Here is a 16,063-nt window from a genome sequence, read left to right on the forward strand (position 1 = left end):
TTCACCGAGACAGAAGGTCCGAGCAGGTTCAGGTCGGGCTGGATGAGCTGTTGTGGCCCGGCGTGAGCACGGTCGACGAGGGCGACGTGGAAGTCCCCGAGGACGCCGACGAGAACGAGGACGAGCCTGAGCCGCGGGGCGCAACGTTCGGGGTCGCGTATTTCGGCTGGCTGGTGGCCAGTGGTACGTCGGTACTCCTGATGGCGCTGGTTGGCGCCGTCTGCGCGTGGATCGGCTGGGCGAGGCTCCAGGATTGGGCGAGCGGCTGGTTCTTCGTCGGCCTGTGGGCTCTTCTCGTTCTGTCGTTGGGCATCGGTGCCTTCTCGGGTGGGTACGCCGGTGGACGGATGGCGCCGGCGCACGGCGCACGTCAAGGGGTCGAGGTCTGGGTCTTCAGTTGGTGCGCGGCTGCCGTCCTGGCCGGACTGGGTTACCTGGCGGTCCGGAACCGGGAACTCGTGGCGAACATCGACTTGTCGGCGGTGCCCGTCGCCGCGGCCGATCGGACGCGGGCGGCGCTGATCGCGGTTGCGGCTGTCCTGCTCGTCACACTGATCGGAGCCGTACTCGGCGGTGCCTCCGGCAACAAGAAGTAGCACAGACCTCACAGGGAGGTTCGACAAGGCGGCCGGAGATTACTGGCTGGGGGCCGGGCCGGTTGTTGCGCGGACGATGAGTTGGGTGGGGAGGACCACCGACGACTGCGGGCCAGGGGCTTCCCGGAGCAGGACGTCGACTGCCATCCGGGCGGCGCGGGCGCGGGGGACGTCGACGCTGGTCAGGGGACGTGCCACCGAGGCGACGTCGAGCCCGTCGAACCCCACGATGCTCAGGTCCTGCGGGATCCGCACCTGCAGGGCCGTCAGCCTCGACAGCAGACCCAGCGCCGAGAAGTCGTTGTAGGTGACGACGGCGGTCGCACCGGCCGCGAGGAGGCGTTCAGCAGCGGCGACGCCGCCCTCGAAGGCGTCGGCGTTCGGGCCGATGACGATGCGGTCCCGCGGCTCGACCTCGAGTTCGTAACCGCGCAGCCGTTCGGCAGTGCTCCACGAGCCGGCCGGGCCGGTCACGTGGGCTATCCGGCGATGCCCGATCGCCCGCAGGTGGGCGATCGCCTGGCGCATGCCGTCGACCAGATCGGCCGTGATACAGGCGAAACCGTCGACGGACCGGTGCACGATGACCGACGGCGCTCCGTCGAGTGCAGCGGTCAGCGCGTCGTCCGCGGACCGCGGCGCGCACACCACGAATCCGTCGACCTCGCGACGCATCGAGCGGATGACGTCGAGCTCCGCCGCCGGGTCGCGGTCGGTGTCGGCGATGTAGACGGCGGTGTCCAGCACCCGCGCCCGGGACTGGGTGTCCTTGGCGATCTCGGCGAAGAACGGGTCCCGGAGGTCCGGCACGATGAGGCCGAGACCGTGCATCCGGCCCAGCGACATACTGCGGGCCGCGCGGTTCGTCTCGTAGCCGAGTTGCTGGGCGGCGTCTTGCACGGCCTGCCGGGTCGCGGGGCTGACCACGCCGCCCTCGGACAGTGCGCGGGAGACGGTCGACGGGGAGATGCCCAGTTCGCGGGCGATGTCGTGGATCGTCACCCGGGCCGCGCGCGTGCCGCTCACCGGCGCGCCTCCGGACGCGGTACGGCGGTCGTTTCGCGGACGACGAGATGCGCGGGCAGGACGAGCGCGCGCTCGCTGAGCTCCCGCCCGGCGAGCAGGTCGACGAGCATCTCGACACCCCGGCGGCCGGACAGGTTGAGCGGTTGCGCGACGGTGGTCAGGGCCGGTGTCGACATCCGCGCTTCGGCGACGTCGTCGAAGCCGATGATGCTGATGTCCTCGGGTACGGCGATCCCGCGGTCGCTGAGCCGGTGCATCAGCCCGAAGGCCACGATGTCGTTGAACGCCAGCACCGCCGTGACGCCTGAAGCGATGGCGAGGTCGCCGGCCACCACCCCGCCGTCGAACCGGGCGGCGACCTGCGCGACGGTCGTGATCTCGATGCCCGCTCGCTCGCCGGCCTTGGCGATCGCCTGCCGCCGCAGGGCGGCCGACCACGACTCCGGCGGACCGTCGACGTAGCCGATCCGGCGATGCCCGAGGGCGGTCAGGTTGGCCACCGCCTGCGCCACGCCGTCGGCGACGTCGCTGATCACGTACGCGGTCGTGTCACTCGTTCGGTGCAGCAGGACGGTCGGGGCCAGCCCGGTGAGAACGTCGAGGTGCTCGGCATCGGTGCGCGGCGTACACAACAGGGCCCCGTCGACGCGGTCGGACACGGTGCGCACCATCCGCGACTCCTCGCGCGGATCGTCATCGGTGTCGGCAACGAACAGCATGTACCCGAACTCGCGGGCGCGTGCCTGCGCGCCCTTGACCAGGTCCGCGAAGAACGGGTTGCGCAGGTCGGGCACGATCATCGCGATCCGCTTCGTCGCCCCGCCGCGCAGGCTCGCGGCCCAGCGGTTGGGTTCGTAGCCGAGTGCCGTCGCCGCGGCGTGGACGCGCTCGGCTGTCGCCTCGCCGACCGGCCCTCCCCCGCTCAGCGCGCGCGACGCGGTCGAAACCGCCACGCCGGCACGGCGTGCCACCTCGCGGATCGTGACTGTCATCGAGCCTCCCTCGCGCATTCTGCCCTGTCGGTGACAGGTCGTGATCGCCTGGCATCGATTCCAAGCATAACTATCACCCGTGAACTGGGAATTTGGGACACAGCTCGATGAGGGGTTGCAACATCAGTGGAACTAATGCAACCCTTTCCACCAATCAGCCGGCGGGGTTCCCCGCAGTGCTGCCAGCCGACTCGATCGGGAGTTGATCACGTGGTGCTGTCCACCCCGCCGCGATCGGCGCGCGGTTCCGTCGACCGCGCGCCGGACCAGATGCCGGCTTCCGCGGAGCCCGCGCACCACCGGAAGGCGCGGCCGAACATCGCCGCCTACGTCTTCATGTCGCCGTGGATGGCCGGTGCCGCCCTGCTGACCATCGGCCCGATGCTGTACTCGCTCTACCTCTCGTTCACCGACTACGACTTGTTCAGTGCGCCGCACTGGATCGGCCTGGGCAACTACCGGCGGATGGCCGGCGACTCCGAACTCTGGGCATCGGCCTGGGTCACGCTCCGGTACGTCTTCCTGTCGTCCCCGCTGAAGCTGGCGCTGGCGCTCGTCGTCGCGCTGCTACTGGTCAAGCCCCGCCGCGGACTCGGCTTCTACCGGTCCGCGTACTACGCCCCGTCCCTGCTGGGTGCCTCGGTGTCGATCGCGCTCGTCTGGCGCGCGTTGTTCACCGACCACGGCGCGGTGGACCGCGGTCTCGGTGCGATCGGCATCCACACCGGAGGCTGGATCGACAACCCCGACTACGCACTGCTGGTGCTGGTGATCCTCGCGGTCTGGCAGTTCGGCGCTCCGATGGTGATCTTCCTGGCCGGCCTGAAGCAGATCCCGCAGGAGCTGTACGAGGCGGCGGCGCTGGACGGCGCCGGCCGCTGGCGCAGCTTCACGAGTATCACGCTGCCGATGCTGTCGCCGGTCCTGTTCTTCAATCTCGTGCTGGAGATCATCAACGCGTTCCAGGCCTTCACCGGCGCGTTCATCATCAGCGGCGGCCGCGGCGGACCGGCCAACTCGACGCTGTTCTACACGCTGTACCTGTACCAGCAAGGCTTCACCGACTTCCACATGGGCTACGCCTCCGCGCTCGCCTGGGTGCTGCTCGCGGTGATCGGCGTCGCCACGCTGATCGTCTTCCGTACGGCGAACTTCTGGGTCTTCTACACCGCGGAGGAGAAGTAGTCATGACGGTCGCCGAGGCCCCCACCGCTGTCCGTCGTCGCCGCTCCGTCGGCTGGCAGGTACTGATGATCGCCATCGTCGTGGTGCTGCTGTATCCGGTCGCCTGGGTCGTCGCCGCGTCGTTCAAGTCGAGCGGCGAGATCTTCACGAGCGACGCCCTGCTGCCGAAGGTCTTCACGCCGCACAACTGGACGGTCGCGCTGCACGGCGCGGGATCGCTGACACTGTGGCAGTTGCTGGCGAACTCGCTGATCCTGTCGGTGCTGACCGTCGTCGGCAACGTGTTCTCGTGCACGCTCGCCGGTTATGCGCTGGCCCGGCTGCGGTTCCGGCTCCAGGGTCCGTTCTTCGCGTTCACGATCATCACGCTGATGCTGCCGATGCACGTGGTGCTGATCCCGCAGTACATCATCTTCCACCGGCTCGGCCTGATCGGGACGTTCCTGCCACTCGTGCTGCCGAAGTTCCTGGCCACACAGGGGTTCTTCGTCTTCCTCGTGGTGCAGTTCGTCCGCGGCATACCGCGTGAGCTGGACGAGGCGGCGACAGTCGACGGCGCCGGGCCGTACCGCACGTTCGTCTCGGTGATGCTGCCGCTGATCCGCCCGGCGATCATCACCACGGCGATCTTCAGCTTCATCTGGTCGTGGAACGACTTCTTCGGCCAGTTGATCTTCCTCAACAACCCCGCTACCTACACGCTGCAACTCGGGCTGCGGCTGTTCATCGACCAGTCGAGCAATTCGTCGTACGGCGCGATGTTCGCGATGTCCGTCCTGGCGCTGGTCCCCGTGCTGCTGTTCTTCCTCGCCTTCCAGCGCTACCTGGTCGACGGCGTCGCGACGTCGGGACTGAAAGGATGAGCGCGCGACGGCGGCCCGACGCCGGGCGGCTCTACGCGGGTCGCTTCACGGCTTTCGCCGACATGCTGTTCCTCGGGCTGCTCGTCACGGTCGGCAGCCTCGGGATCGTCACATGGTTCGTCGCGCTCGCGGCGGGTGCCGACCTGGCGCGGCAGCGTGAGACCCACGACGTGACCGTCAGCGTGCGTACTTATGCGGCGCGCTGGAAGGCCGCGCTCCGTACGGGATGGGGAGGCGTCGTGGTCCCGACGGCCGGCCTGCTGGTTCTGGTGATCGACGCGTTCGCGGTCGGTGCCGGGCTCGACCGACCGCAGGTCGTCGTACCGCTCACCGTGGCTGCCGTCGTCGCCGGAGCCCTGGCGTTGCGTTGTGCCGCCGCGTGGCGCCCGGGCCGTACCTGGCGCGTCTGCGTCGAGGACGCGCTGCGTGCGGCACGCGACGACGTTCGCGGTACGGCGCTCCTCGCCGGAGCCGTCCTGGTCGGCGGCCTGCTGGTGGTGTCGGTACCGCCGATCGGGCTGGTCGTCCCCGGGCTGCTGGCGCTGGCCGGCGCGGCCCTGGTGCGCCAGCACTGAGTCTCGCCGTCCGGCAGCCGCCGGACGGATTCGATCCGGCCCGCGCCCGCGGGCAGCATTCAGGAGGTCACTATGATGAGTTCACAGCTGAGCTCACGCGGACGGCGCTTCGCGGCGTTGACCGCGACACTGGCCACACTGCTCGGCGCGGCGGCGTGCGGAGTGGGTGGCGACGCCGGCTCGTCCGGTGGCGGCACCGGCAGCGACGTCACGCTGACGTTCCAGTGGTGGGGCAACGACGACCGCGCGAAGGCGACCCAGCAGGTGGTCGACCTGTACGAGTCGAAGAACCCGGGCGTCAAGATCGAGACGTCGTACGCCCCGGACGCCAACTACTGGGAGAAGATGGCGACGCAGGTCGCCGGCGGGAACACCCCGGACATCTTCCAGATGAAGCTCGAGTACTTCAAGGAGTACCAGGCCCGCGGCGTCATCGCCGACCTGACGCCGTACACGACAGGCTCCGACGCTGCGCTGCACACCGCGTCGATGCCCAAGCAGTACCTGGCCGCCGGGCAGATCGGCGACAAGACGTACGGGCTTCCCACCGGTCAGGCCACCCAGGCGTTGTTCTACGACCCCAAGGCGTGGACGGCCCTCGGCCTCACCAAGCCCGCACCCGGCTGGACCTGGGACGATCTGAAGGCCGACGGCGCGAAGGTCAAAGCCGCCACCAAAGGCACCAAGGCCGTGATGGCCGACTTCGGTGACGAGGCCCCGTGGTTCGAGGCGTGGCTCCTCCAGCACGGCAAGAGCCTGTACACCGACGACGGCAAGCTGAACTTCACCGAGACGGACCTGCGGGACTTCTGGACCTTCACGTCGGGCCTCGCCGCCGAGGGCGTACTCACCCCCGCGAAGGTGACCACCGCCAACGACCGTACGGTCGCGAACTCCCCGCTGGTCAAGCGCGCCGCGCTCGCGGAGATCAACGACGTGTCACTCGCGTCGTCGTACTTCGACGGGTTCGGCGACGTCGCGCTCGCACCGCTGCCGTCGGCGCCGGACGCCAAGACTTCCGGGTCGTTCGCCGGTGTCACGCAACTGCTCACGGTGTCGAACAAGAGCACGCACCAGAAGGAAGCCGTGAAGTTCATCGACTTCTTCCTGAACGATCCGCAGGCCGGCAAGATCCTCGGCCTCACCCGTGGCATGCCGGCGAACCAGACAGTGCTGACGGCGCTGTCGCCGACCTTCAAGGCCGGCGACAAGGCGACGTACGACTTCGAGCAGGCGATGGCGGACAAGATCGTCTCGCGCCCGCCGGTCGCCCCCGAGGGCGGCTCGCAGAGCCTCACCGACTTCAAGAACGAGTACGACAAGGTGATCTTCGGCAAGGAATCCGTCGCGGACGCCGCCAAGGCGATGTTCGCGAAGTTCCAGTCGAACATCTCCTGATCGCCCGCCCACCTCGAGACAGGAGCCCCCGGATGCCCGGAACCACAGCGACCTACCGGAACCCGATCATCGACGCGGACTACTCGGACCCGGACGCCGTCCGCGTCGGCGACGACTTCTGGATGGTCGCGTCGAGCTTCACCATGGCTCCGGGCCTGCCGATCCTGCACTCGACCGACCTGGTGCACTGGAAGCACGTGGCCAACGCACTCCCCCGGCTCGAGCCCGCCGGGCACTTCGCCCTGACGCGCCCGGGCGGCGGTGTGTGGGCACCGAGCATCCGGTATCACGACGGCAGGTTCGTGATCGTGTACCCCGACCCGGACCACGGCATCTTCGTCGTCACCGCCACGGATCCCCGTGGTCCGTGGACCGCGCCGACCGCGGTCCTGCCGGGGCGCGGCCGTATCGACCCGTGCCTGCTGTGGGACGACGACGGACGCGTCCAGCTCGTCCACGGCTGGGCCGAGAGCCGGGCGGGGTTCAAGAACCGCCTCACGGTCATCGAGGTCAGCGCCGATCTGTCCGGCGTCGTGGGTCCGGCGGTCGACATCGTCGACGGCGGCCACCTGTCCGAGTTCGCGACGCTCGAGGGCCCGAAGCTCTACAAGCGGGACGGCTGGTACTGGATCTTTGCCCCCGCGGGCGGCGTCGCCACCGGCTGGCAGCTCGTCTTCCGGTCGCGGCACCTCCACGGTCCGTACGAGCACCGGACAGTGCTTGCCCAGGGCAACACAGAGGTCAACGGCCCGCACCAGGGTGCCTGGGTCGACACGCCGACCGGGCAGGACTGGTTCCTGCACTTCCAGGATCGCGGACCGATCGGGCGCGTCGTGCACCTGCAGCCGATGACCTGGGACGCCGACGGATGGCCCGAGCTGGGCGAGCGGGGACCGGACGGCGTCGGGCAGCCCGTGGTCGTCGGCGCGAGCCCGGACGTCGCCGAGCAGGACGGTCCGGTACGCCGTCTGCCGTACGGGACCGACGACTTCGGCGGCCCGCTCGCCCCGCAGTGGGCCTGGTACGCAAACCCCGACACGGCCTGGTCCGCGGGTCCCGCCGACGGGCTACTCACGCTCCACGCGGTCGCCGACGACGCCGGCGACCTGCGCGAACTCGGACACATCCTCGGGCAACGGCTGCCGGGTCAACCGGCGTCCTTACGTACGACGCTGTACCCGGACCGGATGTCGGTCGACGGAAGCCGGGCCGGCGTCGTCCTGCTGGGATCCGGCTACGTCTGGCTCGGCGTCATCCGCACCGGCGGCACCACCCTGCTCACGCTGCGCCGGTCCGGCGCCCCCGGCACCCCGGAGGTCGTCCTGGCCGTCGGCCCGCCGGTGTCCGGCGCAGTCCGGCTGTGCCTGCGTACCGACGGCGAGTCGACCGCCCACGCGTCCTGGGCTCTCGATGACGGCGGCCCATGGCACGAGCTCGACGGCGAGCTGGCGCTCACGGCCGGTCGGTGGGTCGGTACCCGCGTCGGCCTCTTCGCGTCGTCGCCGCTGGGGAGCACCGCGGCCGGTGCCGCAGCCACCTTCGGCCCGCTCGAGGTCGTCGTCGACGGTACGGAGCCGCCCCTGATCTGACCCGCAGTCCTGTCCGACCCGTACACGTGCAAGGAGGAGATCGTGAACGCAGTACGACGACGGCGCCTCGCCGCCCTGGCCGCCGCCCTGCCCCTCGTCATCGGGGTACTGACGGCCGTGCCCGCGGCCGCCGCCCAGAAGGACGAGCCCCAGGCCACCGCTCCGGTGAACGTGGACCGAACGCCTGACGGGCTCACCTATCTTCCGCAGTCGATCGATCAGTACGCCACGACCGACGACGGCTCCGGCGACCGGCTCAGCGTCACGCTCGTGTGGAGCCTGCCGACGGGCAGCGCCCAGTACACCGACTACGCGATCTGGCGCAGCCAGAAGGACCACGGCACCAGCACGTTCTCGCCGGCCACCCAGGTCGGGCTGGCCAGCCGGAATCCCGGGTCGCCGGCGAACCGCGCGTTCGGTGTCTTCTACTCCGACCCGGCCAACGCCCATGCCGTAAAGGCCGTCAACCACAACTTCGTCGCGACGGACCTGCACCGCGGCACCGATTACCGCTTCGAGGTTCGCGGAGTCCACCGGGACGGCACGCAGCGCGCCCTCGGTACGGCGTACACCGTGCCGTTGCTCGCCATGCCCGCGGACGCGCCCCAGCGTTTCGTCGTCACCGCCGACGGCTACGCGGGTATCCCCGGTACGCCGTCGCCGGCCGACGGCGGCAACCTCGTCTTCACGCAGGCGCTCCAGAAGGCGATCGACGACGCCGGATCCTTCGCGGCGACCGGCACCGGGCGTTCGGCCGAGGTCGACATCCCGGCCGGCACCGTACTGCGATCCGGCGCGATCAACCTCCGCAGCGGTGTCACGCTCCGCGTCGACGGCACCCTCGAGGCCACCCTCGACATCAGCCAGTTCGTCCCGACCGGGAGCGGCTTCACCGCGACCAACGGGAACAAGTTCCTCAACCTGATCAACGTCAACGGTACGTCGAAGACGCATCTGCATGACGTACGCATCGTCGGCACCGGCACCGTGGACGGGCAAGGCTGGCAGTACCGCACCGACGGGGCCCCGAACGTCGAGTACGCCGGCAAGCTCGGGCTGACCGAGTCGAAGCGGAGCGGCTGGGACACGATCGAGCAGAACGGCCTGCTCGCCAAGGCGGTCTACCAGTACTGCACGTCGGCCGGCGGCCAGGGCGGCAACGGCACCTGCTACGGCAAGCGCCCGAACCTGATCGCGGGCACCCAGGTCGACAACCTGTACATCGGCGGCATCCGCGCGCAGAACCCGGCGAACAGCCTCAGCGGGTTCAGCTACGTCACCAACTACGTCGTGAACGGCATCACCGCGCAGACGTTCAACACGAACAACGGCGACTCGATCAACGTCTCGCGGTTCAAGGGCTTCACGGTCCTGAACAACGTGATCAACTCGGGCGACGACAACGTCGTGATGAACTCCTACAGCTCCTCCGAGTACGAGCGTGGCGGCGCCGCCGCCGTCGCCGGGTCGGCCTGGGTGTTCGACAACTACCTGGCCCGCGGGCACGGCGGTACGGCGTTCGGCAGCGGGACCAGCGGCTGGATCGACAACGTGGTGATCGAGGACAACGTGTACGTCGGCACCAGCGACGCGATCCGCGCCAAGTCGAAGCCCGGCGCCGGTGGCGGCGTCCGGTTCGTGACGGTACGCCGGCTCGCGATGCGCGACCTCACCAACCTCGTGGACGGCAAGGTCGACCCGCTGGTACTCGGCTACCAGATGGACGGCGCCCCGTTCATCTTCACCACCCACTACCCGGGTGACTACAGCAACGTCCGCTGGCCGTCGTACCACGACTGGGACATCTCACAGGTGTCGGTGGACGGCAGCCGGACCGCCGGCATCATCGTCGACGGCTTGCACGACGACGCCAAGCTCGCGGCGGCCGGGCTCGCTTTCATTGCCTCGAACAACCTTCATTTCCGCGACGTGCACTTTCGCGGCACCGGCGTACCGCGGATCGACTACCTGCGCGACAGCACGTTCGACGACGTGACGTTCGAGACCGCCGACGGGCGGGCGATCACCGACCCGTGGACCAGCACGAACCAGGCCGACGGAGTCACGGCCGACGGTCGGCCGATCCCGTCGGGCAACCGTACGTTCGCGGTCACCTCGGGCGCCGGCGGGCGCGTGAGTCCGGACGACGCGGGTCTCACCGTCGTCACCACCGGGTCGTTCGAGCGCTTCTACACCAACGTCCTGCCGGACGAGAGCCTGGCGCGGGTCGGCACGATCGCGATCGACGGCGTACCGCTGGCCGACGACCAGTACCCGCGCTTCGCCACCAAGGCGGACGACTTCGCCGTACTGCCGGGGACGGACGCCCAGGTCGCGATCTCTCCGCAGTACGTGTCGAACGTCAACACCGTCGTGACCTTGCGGAAGCCGCTGATCTCTGGCCTCACGACAGGCGCGCACCACCTCACCATCCAGTTCCAGAACGGCACGGCCGAGACCACCTTCACTGTCCTGCCGGCCGCCGCCGGTACGCACTAGGCCACCGTTCACATCCGAAGGAGAGCGAGAGATGGACATCCAACCGAGCCGGCGCCGGTTCCTTGCGATCGGCGGACTGGCCGCCGCTGCCGTCGCGTTGCCGGGAACACCGGCGTTCGCCGACGCCGTCGACGGCCTCGCGAACGGCAGCTCCGAGGACCCGTGGGACCGGGCCGACCGCATCGTCCGGTCGATCAACCGGCCCCGGATCCCCGCGCGTACCGTCAGCGTGACCGACTTCGGCGCCGCTGGTGACGGCGTGACCGATTGCACGCAAGCCTTCAAGGACGCGATCACCGGACTCGCCGCCGAGAGCGGCGGCCGGGTGGTCGTCCCGCCGGGTCGCTACCTGACCGGCGCGATCCACCTCGAGAGCCGGATCGAGTTGCACGTCGAGGAAGGCGCGACCATCCTCTTCTCGACCGACACCGCCGCCTACCTGCCTGTCGTGTTCACTCGCGACGGCGGTATCGAGTGCATGAACTACTCGCCGTTCGTCTACGCGTACGGCAAGCACGACATCGCGATCACCGGCAAGGGCGTACTCGACGGCCAGGCGAGCAACGAGCACTGGTGGCCGTGGACGGGGAAGACGCAGTTCGGGTGGAAGCCCGGGATGCCGACCGCGACCGCGGACGGCGCGGCGCTCGAGGACATGGCCAACCGGGGCGTGCCCGTCGAGCAGCGGATCATGGGCGACGGGCACTACCTCCGCCCGTCGTTCATCGAGCCGTACAACTGCGAGCGGGTGCTGATCTCCGGCATCACGCTGCACAACACGCCGAACTGGCAGCTCCACCCGGTGCTGTGCACCGACGTGATCGTCGAGGACGTCGTTGCCAGCAGCCACGGTCCGAACAACGACGGCTGTGACCCCGAGTCGTGCACGATGGTGCTGATCCAGGGCTGTACGTTCGACACCGGCGACGACTGCATAGCGGTCAAGGCCGGCAAGAACACCGACGGGCGCCGGCTGAACGCCCCGTCGGAGAACATCGTGATCCAGGACTGCGAGTTCCTCAAGGGACACGGCGCGATCACCATCGGCAGCGAGATGACCGGCGGCGTGCGGAACCTGTTCGCCCGCGACTGCACGGTCGACAGCACCGAGCTCAACGAGGGCATCCGGCTGAAGACGAACTCGTTGCGCGGCGGCTTCATCGAGGACGTCCACATCAAGAACGTCACCATGAAGCAGGTCGGCGACGCCATGCTGCTGGTGGACTTCTTCTACGGAGAGGGTGCCGGACACGGGTTCAACCCCGTGGTCCGGAACGTGACCCTGGAGAACGTGACGGTCGGCAAGGCGAAGTACCCCGTGTATGCCGTGGGGTACGCCGACGACCACATCAGCGGCATCTCCCTGCGCGACATCCGGGTCGCCAACGCCGCCAATCCGAGCGTCATCGAGAACTGCGACAACGTGACGTTCGAGAACGTGGTCGTCAACGGAACACCCGTGACGATCAGCTGAGGCCTGACCGGTGGGCTGTCAGCTCGTCCGAGCTGCGTTCACTGGCGAGGTTTCGGTCGCTTGGTCGGCGTGGCCGTGAGTGGATCTTCCGGCCACGCATGGCGGGGGTAGCGGGCTCGCAGGTCGGCTCGGACCTGCGGATAGCCCTGCCTCCAGAAAGAGGCGAGATCGCTCGTGATCGCGACCGGGCGCCGTGCAGGCGACAGTAGATGCAGAACGACGGGCACACGACCGTCCGCGACGGCCGGAGTGGCAGTCCAGCCGAATACTTCCTGCAGCTTGACTGCGAGCACCGGCGGCTCAGCACCGTCGTACGTGAGTCGCACCTGTGAACCTGAGGGGACCTCCAGCCGTTCCGGTGCGAGTTCGCCGAACCGACTCGCGGCGGGCCATGGCAGTAGTCGCCGGAGTGCCGAAGTCACGTCAATGTGGGAGAGATCCCGCGCGCCTCGCACCGCGGCGAGCTCGGTACCCAGCCATTCGTCGAGACCGGTCAGCAGGGCTTCGTCGTCGACCGCGGGCCACGGGGCTCCCAGGTAGGCGTGGCAGAACGCGAGCCGCTGGCGAAGGGCGAGAGCGGCCTCCGACCAACGCAGTACGGACAGACCGCTGCGTCGGATACCGTCGCGAACGGCCGCTTGGACGAGCAGTGGATCGGGGTTTGCCAGCGGTACGTCGTTGAGCACGATCGCGCCGAGTGCCTCCACGCGCCGCGTCACGATCCGGCCGTCGTCCCAGCGGATCTGGTCGGTGGTCGAGACCAGCTCGCCCGCGAGGTCTCGCGCGGTCTGCTCGTCGATCGGTGCCGCGGAACGGATCCTGGCGTCGGCGCGACCGGGCGCCCGGTCGGCAACGGCGATCGCCAGCCAGGTCGTGTTCCGCAACGGCGACTGCGGATCCAGCGCGGCCCCCGTCCCACCGGACATCTGGTACGTCGCCGACCCGACTCCCCGAACCCTCCCGATCCGATCCGGATACGCCAGCCCCACCACAACCCCCACCGCCAGATCATCCGGTACGACGGCCGCCGGCCGCGAGGACCCCGCCGACGCGCCGCCCGCCTGTGCCCCCGCGGCGGCACCCGGCGAAGCTCCGCCGGCTGGTGGCGCCAGGGCCGTGCCCGCCGTCGTGCCTCGGCTGAGGCGCTTCGTTTCCTCCCGCCAGCGGGCCGTGGCTCCGCGGTCGGCGCCGCGGCGGAGGGCTCGCCAGCGAGCCGGTAGATCGTCGCCGAAGTCGCGGCCGGCGTCGTCCGAGAGCATCGCGACGATCTCGCGGGCCCGGTCGGCGCCGATCCGCGGCGTCGCGTCCATCAGCGCGCGAGCCAACCGGGGATGCGCCCCGATCGCCCCCATCCGCCGTCCCCGTTCGGTGATCCGGCCGCTGTCGTCAACGGCCTCGAGGCGACGCAGCAATTCGGTGGCCGCGGTCATCGCCACAGCCGGCGGCGCCTCCAGCAAGGTCAGACCTGCGCCGGCGGGCGCACCCCAGGCCGCAAGGTCGAGAGCGAAACCAGCCAGATCAGCTGTCGCGATCTCCGGCGCCGGATGCTCGTCGAGATGTGTGTGGTCGACGGCCGACCAGCACCGATAGACCCGGCCGGGCGCCTCCCGCCCGGCGCGACCCGCCCGCTGGTCGGCCGACGATCTCGACACCCGGCAGGTGACCAACGCACCGAGCCCACGGGACTGATCGGTCCGCGGCTCCCGGGCAAGACCCGCGTCGACCACGACCCTGATCCCGGGCACGGTCAGCGAACTCTCCGCGACCGACGTCGTGACCACGATCCGCCGAGTGGCGGTAGCGGCCAACGCGCGGTCCTGTTCAGCCTTCGACTGGCGACCGAACAACGGCAGCACGTTCCAACCGGCCAACCGGCGGGTCACACCGTCGATCTCCGCCTCCCCCGGGACGAACACGAGGATGTCGCCGTCGTTCTCGGTCCATGCACGCTGGACCACGGCCGCGACGTGATCCAGCAGCCGCGGATCGACCCGCCCGCCAGGAAGCAGCGGTACGGCGACCGGTGGCGGGACCCATTCGACGGCCACCTCGAACAGCGCAGCAGACGCGGTGATCACCGGTGCCGGAACGTCCGTGCCCAGTGCACGACTCAACCTGACCGTGTCCGGCGTGGCCGAGGTCGCGACGATCGCCAGGTCCTCCCGAAGGTTCGCCCGGATGTCGACGCAGAACGCCAGCAGCAGATCGGCATCCAGATGCCGCTCATGGCACTCGTCGATCACAATCGCCGACACACCGGGCAGCTCGGGGTTCTGCTGCAGACGCCGTACGAGCAGCCCTGTCGTCACCACCTCGACACGTAGTCCCTGTCCGCCGGTGCGTTCGCCACGCATCGCGTAGCCGATCCGTTGTCCGAGCGGTTCACCGACCAGCATCGCCAGCCGGGCCGCGGCCGCGCGGGTGGCCAACCTTCGCGGCTCGGCCACGATGATCGTGCCCCCGAGGGCGTCGCCCAAGGCAAGCGGCAGCAGCGAGGTCTTTCCCGACCCGGGCGGCGCAACCAACACCGCAGTACCGCCCGAACGCACCGCATCGACCGTGGCGGGCAAGACCGCCCGGACCGGTAGATCAGCCCCTGGCACCGACGACTCAGGCAGCAACACACCCCGACGCTATCCGACCAAGATCGGAGCCCAAGCCGCCGCGTCGAGCCAGACGTGACCGCGGGTCCGTACTGTAAGGTTCAAGTCATGTCGCCGCGCCAAGGCCGCCAGACTCCCGAGGCGGACCCACCGTCGGCTCAACCGCAGCGTCGAGCCACCCTGAAACTGGTGGCCGAGTCGCTAGGGGTCTCGATCACCACGGTGTCGAACGCCTTCAGCCGGCCGGACCAGCTGTCCGAGGCGCTCCGCGAACGAGTGCTGGCGGAAGCCGCCCGGCTCGGGCTGAGCAGCCCCGACGCGGCCGCGCGGAGTCTGCGGCTCGGCCGGTCCGCTTCGATCGGTGTGATGTACACCGACCGGCTGTCGTACGCGTTCTCGGACCCCGGCGCGGTGCTGTTCCTGCAGGGGGTCAGTCGCGTCTGCGAGGCCAACGGCCAGCAACTCGTGCTGATCCCGAGCACCTCCTCGGCCGACGCTGCCGCGACCGCGGTCGGTCGGTCGACGATCGACGGGCTGATCGTGTACTCCGTAGCCGACGACGACCCGGTCCTGGCCGCGGCGATCGATCGGCGGATGCCGCTCGTCCTGGTGGATCAGCCGCGGATCGACTCGCTCCCGTGGATCGGGGTCGACGACGAGAAGGCGTGCCGGGCACTCGCCGAGCACGTGGTGTCGCTCGGTCATCGCCGGCTCGCCGTGATCGCGACCGAGTTCGACCGCGACCGGGCCGGCGGCCGCGCTACGAAGGCGCGGCAGGAGGCGATCACCTTCAGTACGACGGCAGCCCGGCTGCGCGGGTACCGCGCCGCCGTCGAGAAGGCCGGTCTGTCCTGGCAGGGTGTCCCGGTCGTCGAGGCCCGGGAGAACTCCGAGGACAACGGCTACCGGTTGGCCACAGCGCTCCTCAGGGTCAAGAACCGGCCCACGGCGATCCTGGCGATGACCGACCAGCTGGCGCTCGGCGCGCTGCGTGCCGCGGAGAGGCGCGGGTTCATCGTTCCGGACGACGTCTCGATCGCCGGGTACGACGACATCCCGGCAGCACGGGTTCTCACCACGGTCAGTCAGCCCCACGAGGAGAAGGGCCGTCGCGCGGCAGAGCAGTTGCTGTCCCTCCTGGCCGGCCGGACAAGTCCACCGCGACACCAAGAACTGGCGACCACACTGCGAGTCCGCGTGACGACCGGTGCGCCACCCCGCTCCGAGTAGGGCCCAGCCCGACTCGTGCATGACCGTGCTCGT

The 16,063-nt window shown here is 69.5% G+C and carries 12 protein-coding genes; 9 read left to right on the forward strand and 3 right to left on the reverse strand.

What is annotated here, in order from left to right:
• The first annotated feature begins 62 nt into the window (after nucleotides 1-62).
• Nucleotides 63-596 carry a hypothetical protein gene (locus tag AB0M51_RS25100; RefSeq protein WP_344194846.1) on the forward strand — a complete coding sequence of 178 codons (534 nt, stop codon included), beginning with the start codon at nucleotides 63-65 and terminating at the stop codon, nucleotides 594-596.
• A 39-nt stretch (nucleotides 597-635) separates the two neighbouring features.
• Here the strand turns inward: AB0M51_RS25100 and AB0M51_RS25105 are convergent, their stop codons facing one another.
• The gene (locus AB0M51_RS25105; protein WP_344194844.1) at nucleotides 636-1,622 is read right to left on the reverse strand and encodes a LacI family DNA-binding transcriptional regulator; all 987 of its coding nucleotides are present in this window, start codon (nucleotides 1,620-1,622) and stop codon (nucleotides 636-638) included.
• On the reverse strand, nucleotides 1,619-2,614 hold the full coding sequence (locus AB0M51_RS25110) for a LacI family DNA-binding transcriptional regulator (protein WP_344194842.1): 996 nt from the start codon (nucleotides 2,612-2,614) through the stop codon (nucleotides 1,619-1,621). Before AB0M51_RS25110 ends, AB0M51_RS25105 begins: the two co-directional genes overlap by 4 nt.
• Nucleotides 2,615-2,824: 210 nt before the next feature.
• Between AB0M51_RS25110 and AB0M51_RS25115 the strand changes: the two genes are divergently transcribed.
• The 7 genes from AB0M51_RS25115 (at nucleotide 2,825) to AB0M51_RS25145 (ending at nucleotide 12,197) form a co-directional block, all read left to right on the forward strand.
• Nucleotides 2,825-3,799 (forward strand): sugar ABC transporter permease, encoded by a 975-nt coding sequence (locus tag AB0M51_RS25115; RefSeq protein ID WP_344194840.1) that lies wholly within the window; start codon nucleotides 2,825-2,827, stop codon nucleotides 3,797-3,799.
• A 2-nt stretch (nucleotides 3,800-3,801) separates the two neighbouring features.
• Nucleotides 3,802-4,662: a carbohydrate ABC transporter permease gene (locus AB0M51_RS25120; protein WP_344194838.1), complete on the forward strand. Its 861-nt coding sequence runs from the start codon at nucleotides 3,802-3,804 to the stop codon at nucleotides 4,660-4,662.
• Entirely contained in the window at nucleotides 4,659-5,237 is a 579-nt protein-coding gene (locus AB0M51_RS25125) for a hypothetical protein (RefSeq protein ID WP_344194836.1), read from the forward strand. Before AB0M51_RS25120 ends, AB0M51_RS25125 begins: the two co-directional genes overlap by 4 nt.
• Nucleotides 5,238-5,312: 75 nt before the next feature.
• On the forward strand, nucleotides 5,313-6,635 hold the full coding sequence (locus tag AB0M51_RS25130) for an extracellular solute-binding protein (protein WP_344194834.1): 1,323 nt from the start codon (nucleotides 5,313-5,315) through the stop codon (nucleotides 6,633-6,635).
• 32 nt (nucleotides 6,636-6,667) lie between these two features.
• Complete coding sequence (locus AB0M51_RS25135; RefSeq protein WP_344194832.1) at nucleotides 6,668-8,224, forward strand: family 43 glycosylhydrolase; 1,557 nt, start codon at nucleotides 6,668-6,670, stop codon at nucleotides 8,222-8,224.
• Between the two features lie 42 nt (nucleotides 8,225-8,266).
• A complete protein-coding gene (locus tag AB0M51_RS25140) occupies nucleotides 8,267-10,723 on the forward strand; it encodes a glycosyl hydrolase family 28 protein (RefSeq protein ID WP_344194830.1) in 2,457 nt (818 codons plus the stop codon).
• A gap of 31 nt (nucleotides 10,724-10,754) precedes the next feature.
• Nucleotides 10,755-12,197, forward strand: a complete 1,443-nt coding sequence (locus tag AB0M51_RS25145; protein WP_344194828.1) for a glycoside hydrolase family 28 protein — start codon at nucleotides 10,755-10,757, stop codon at nucleotides 12,195-12,197.
• Between the two features lie 38 nt (nucleotides 12,198-12,235).
• Here AB0M51_RS25145 and hrpB read toward each other — a convergent pair whose 3' ends face one another.
• On the reverse strand, nucleotides 12,236-14,821 hold the full coding sequence (hrpB, locus tag AB0M51_RS25150; protein ID WP_344194826.1) for an ATP-dependent helicase HrpB: 2,586 nt from the start codon (nucleotides 14,819-14,821) through the stop codon (nucleotides 12,236-12,238).
• A gap of 168 nt (nucleotides 14,822-14,989) precedes the next feature.
• Here hrpB and AB0M51_RS25155 point away from each other — a divergent pair, with 168 nt between their 5' ends.
• Nucleotides 14,990-16,030, forward strand: a complete 1,041-nt coding sequence (locus AB0M51_RS25155; RefSeq protein WP_344194824.1) for a LacI family DNA-binding transcriptional regulator — start codon at nucleotides 14,990-14,992, stop codon at nucleotides 16,028-16,030.
• Nucleotides 16,031-16,063 lie beyond the last annotated feature (33 nt).

It is taken from the genome of Kribbella sp. NPDC051137 (genome assembly GCF_040682535.1).
GTDB lineage: Bacteria > Actinomycetota > Actinomycetes > Propionibacteriales > Kribbellaceae > Kribbella > Kribbella karoonensis.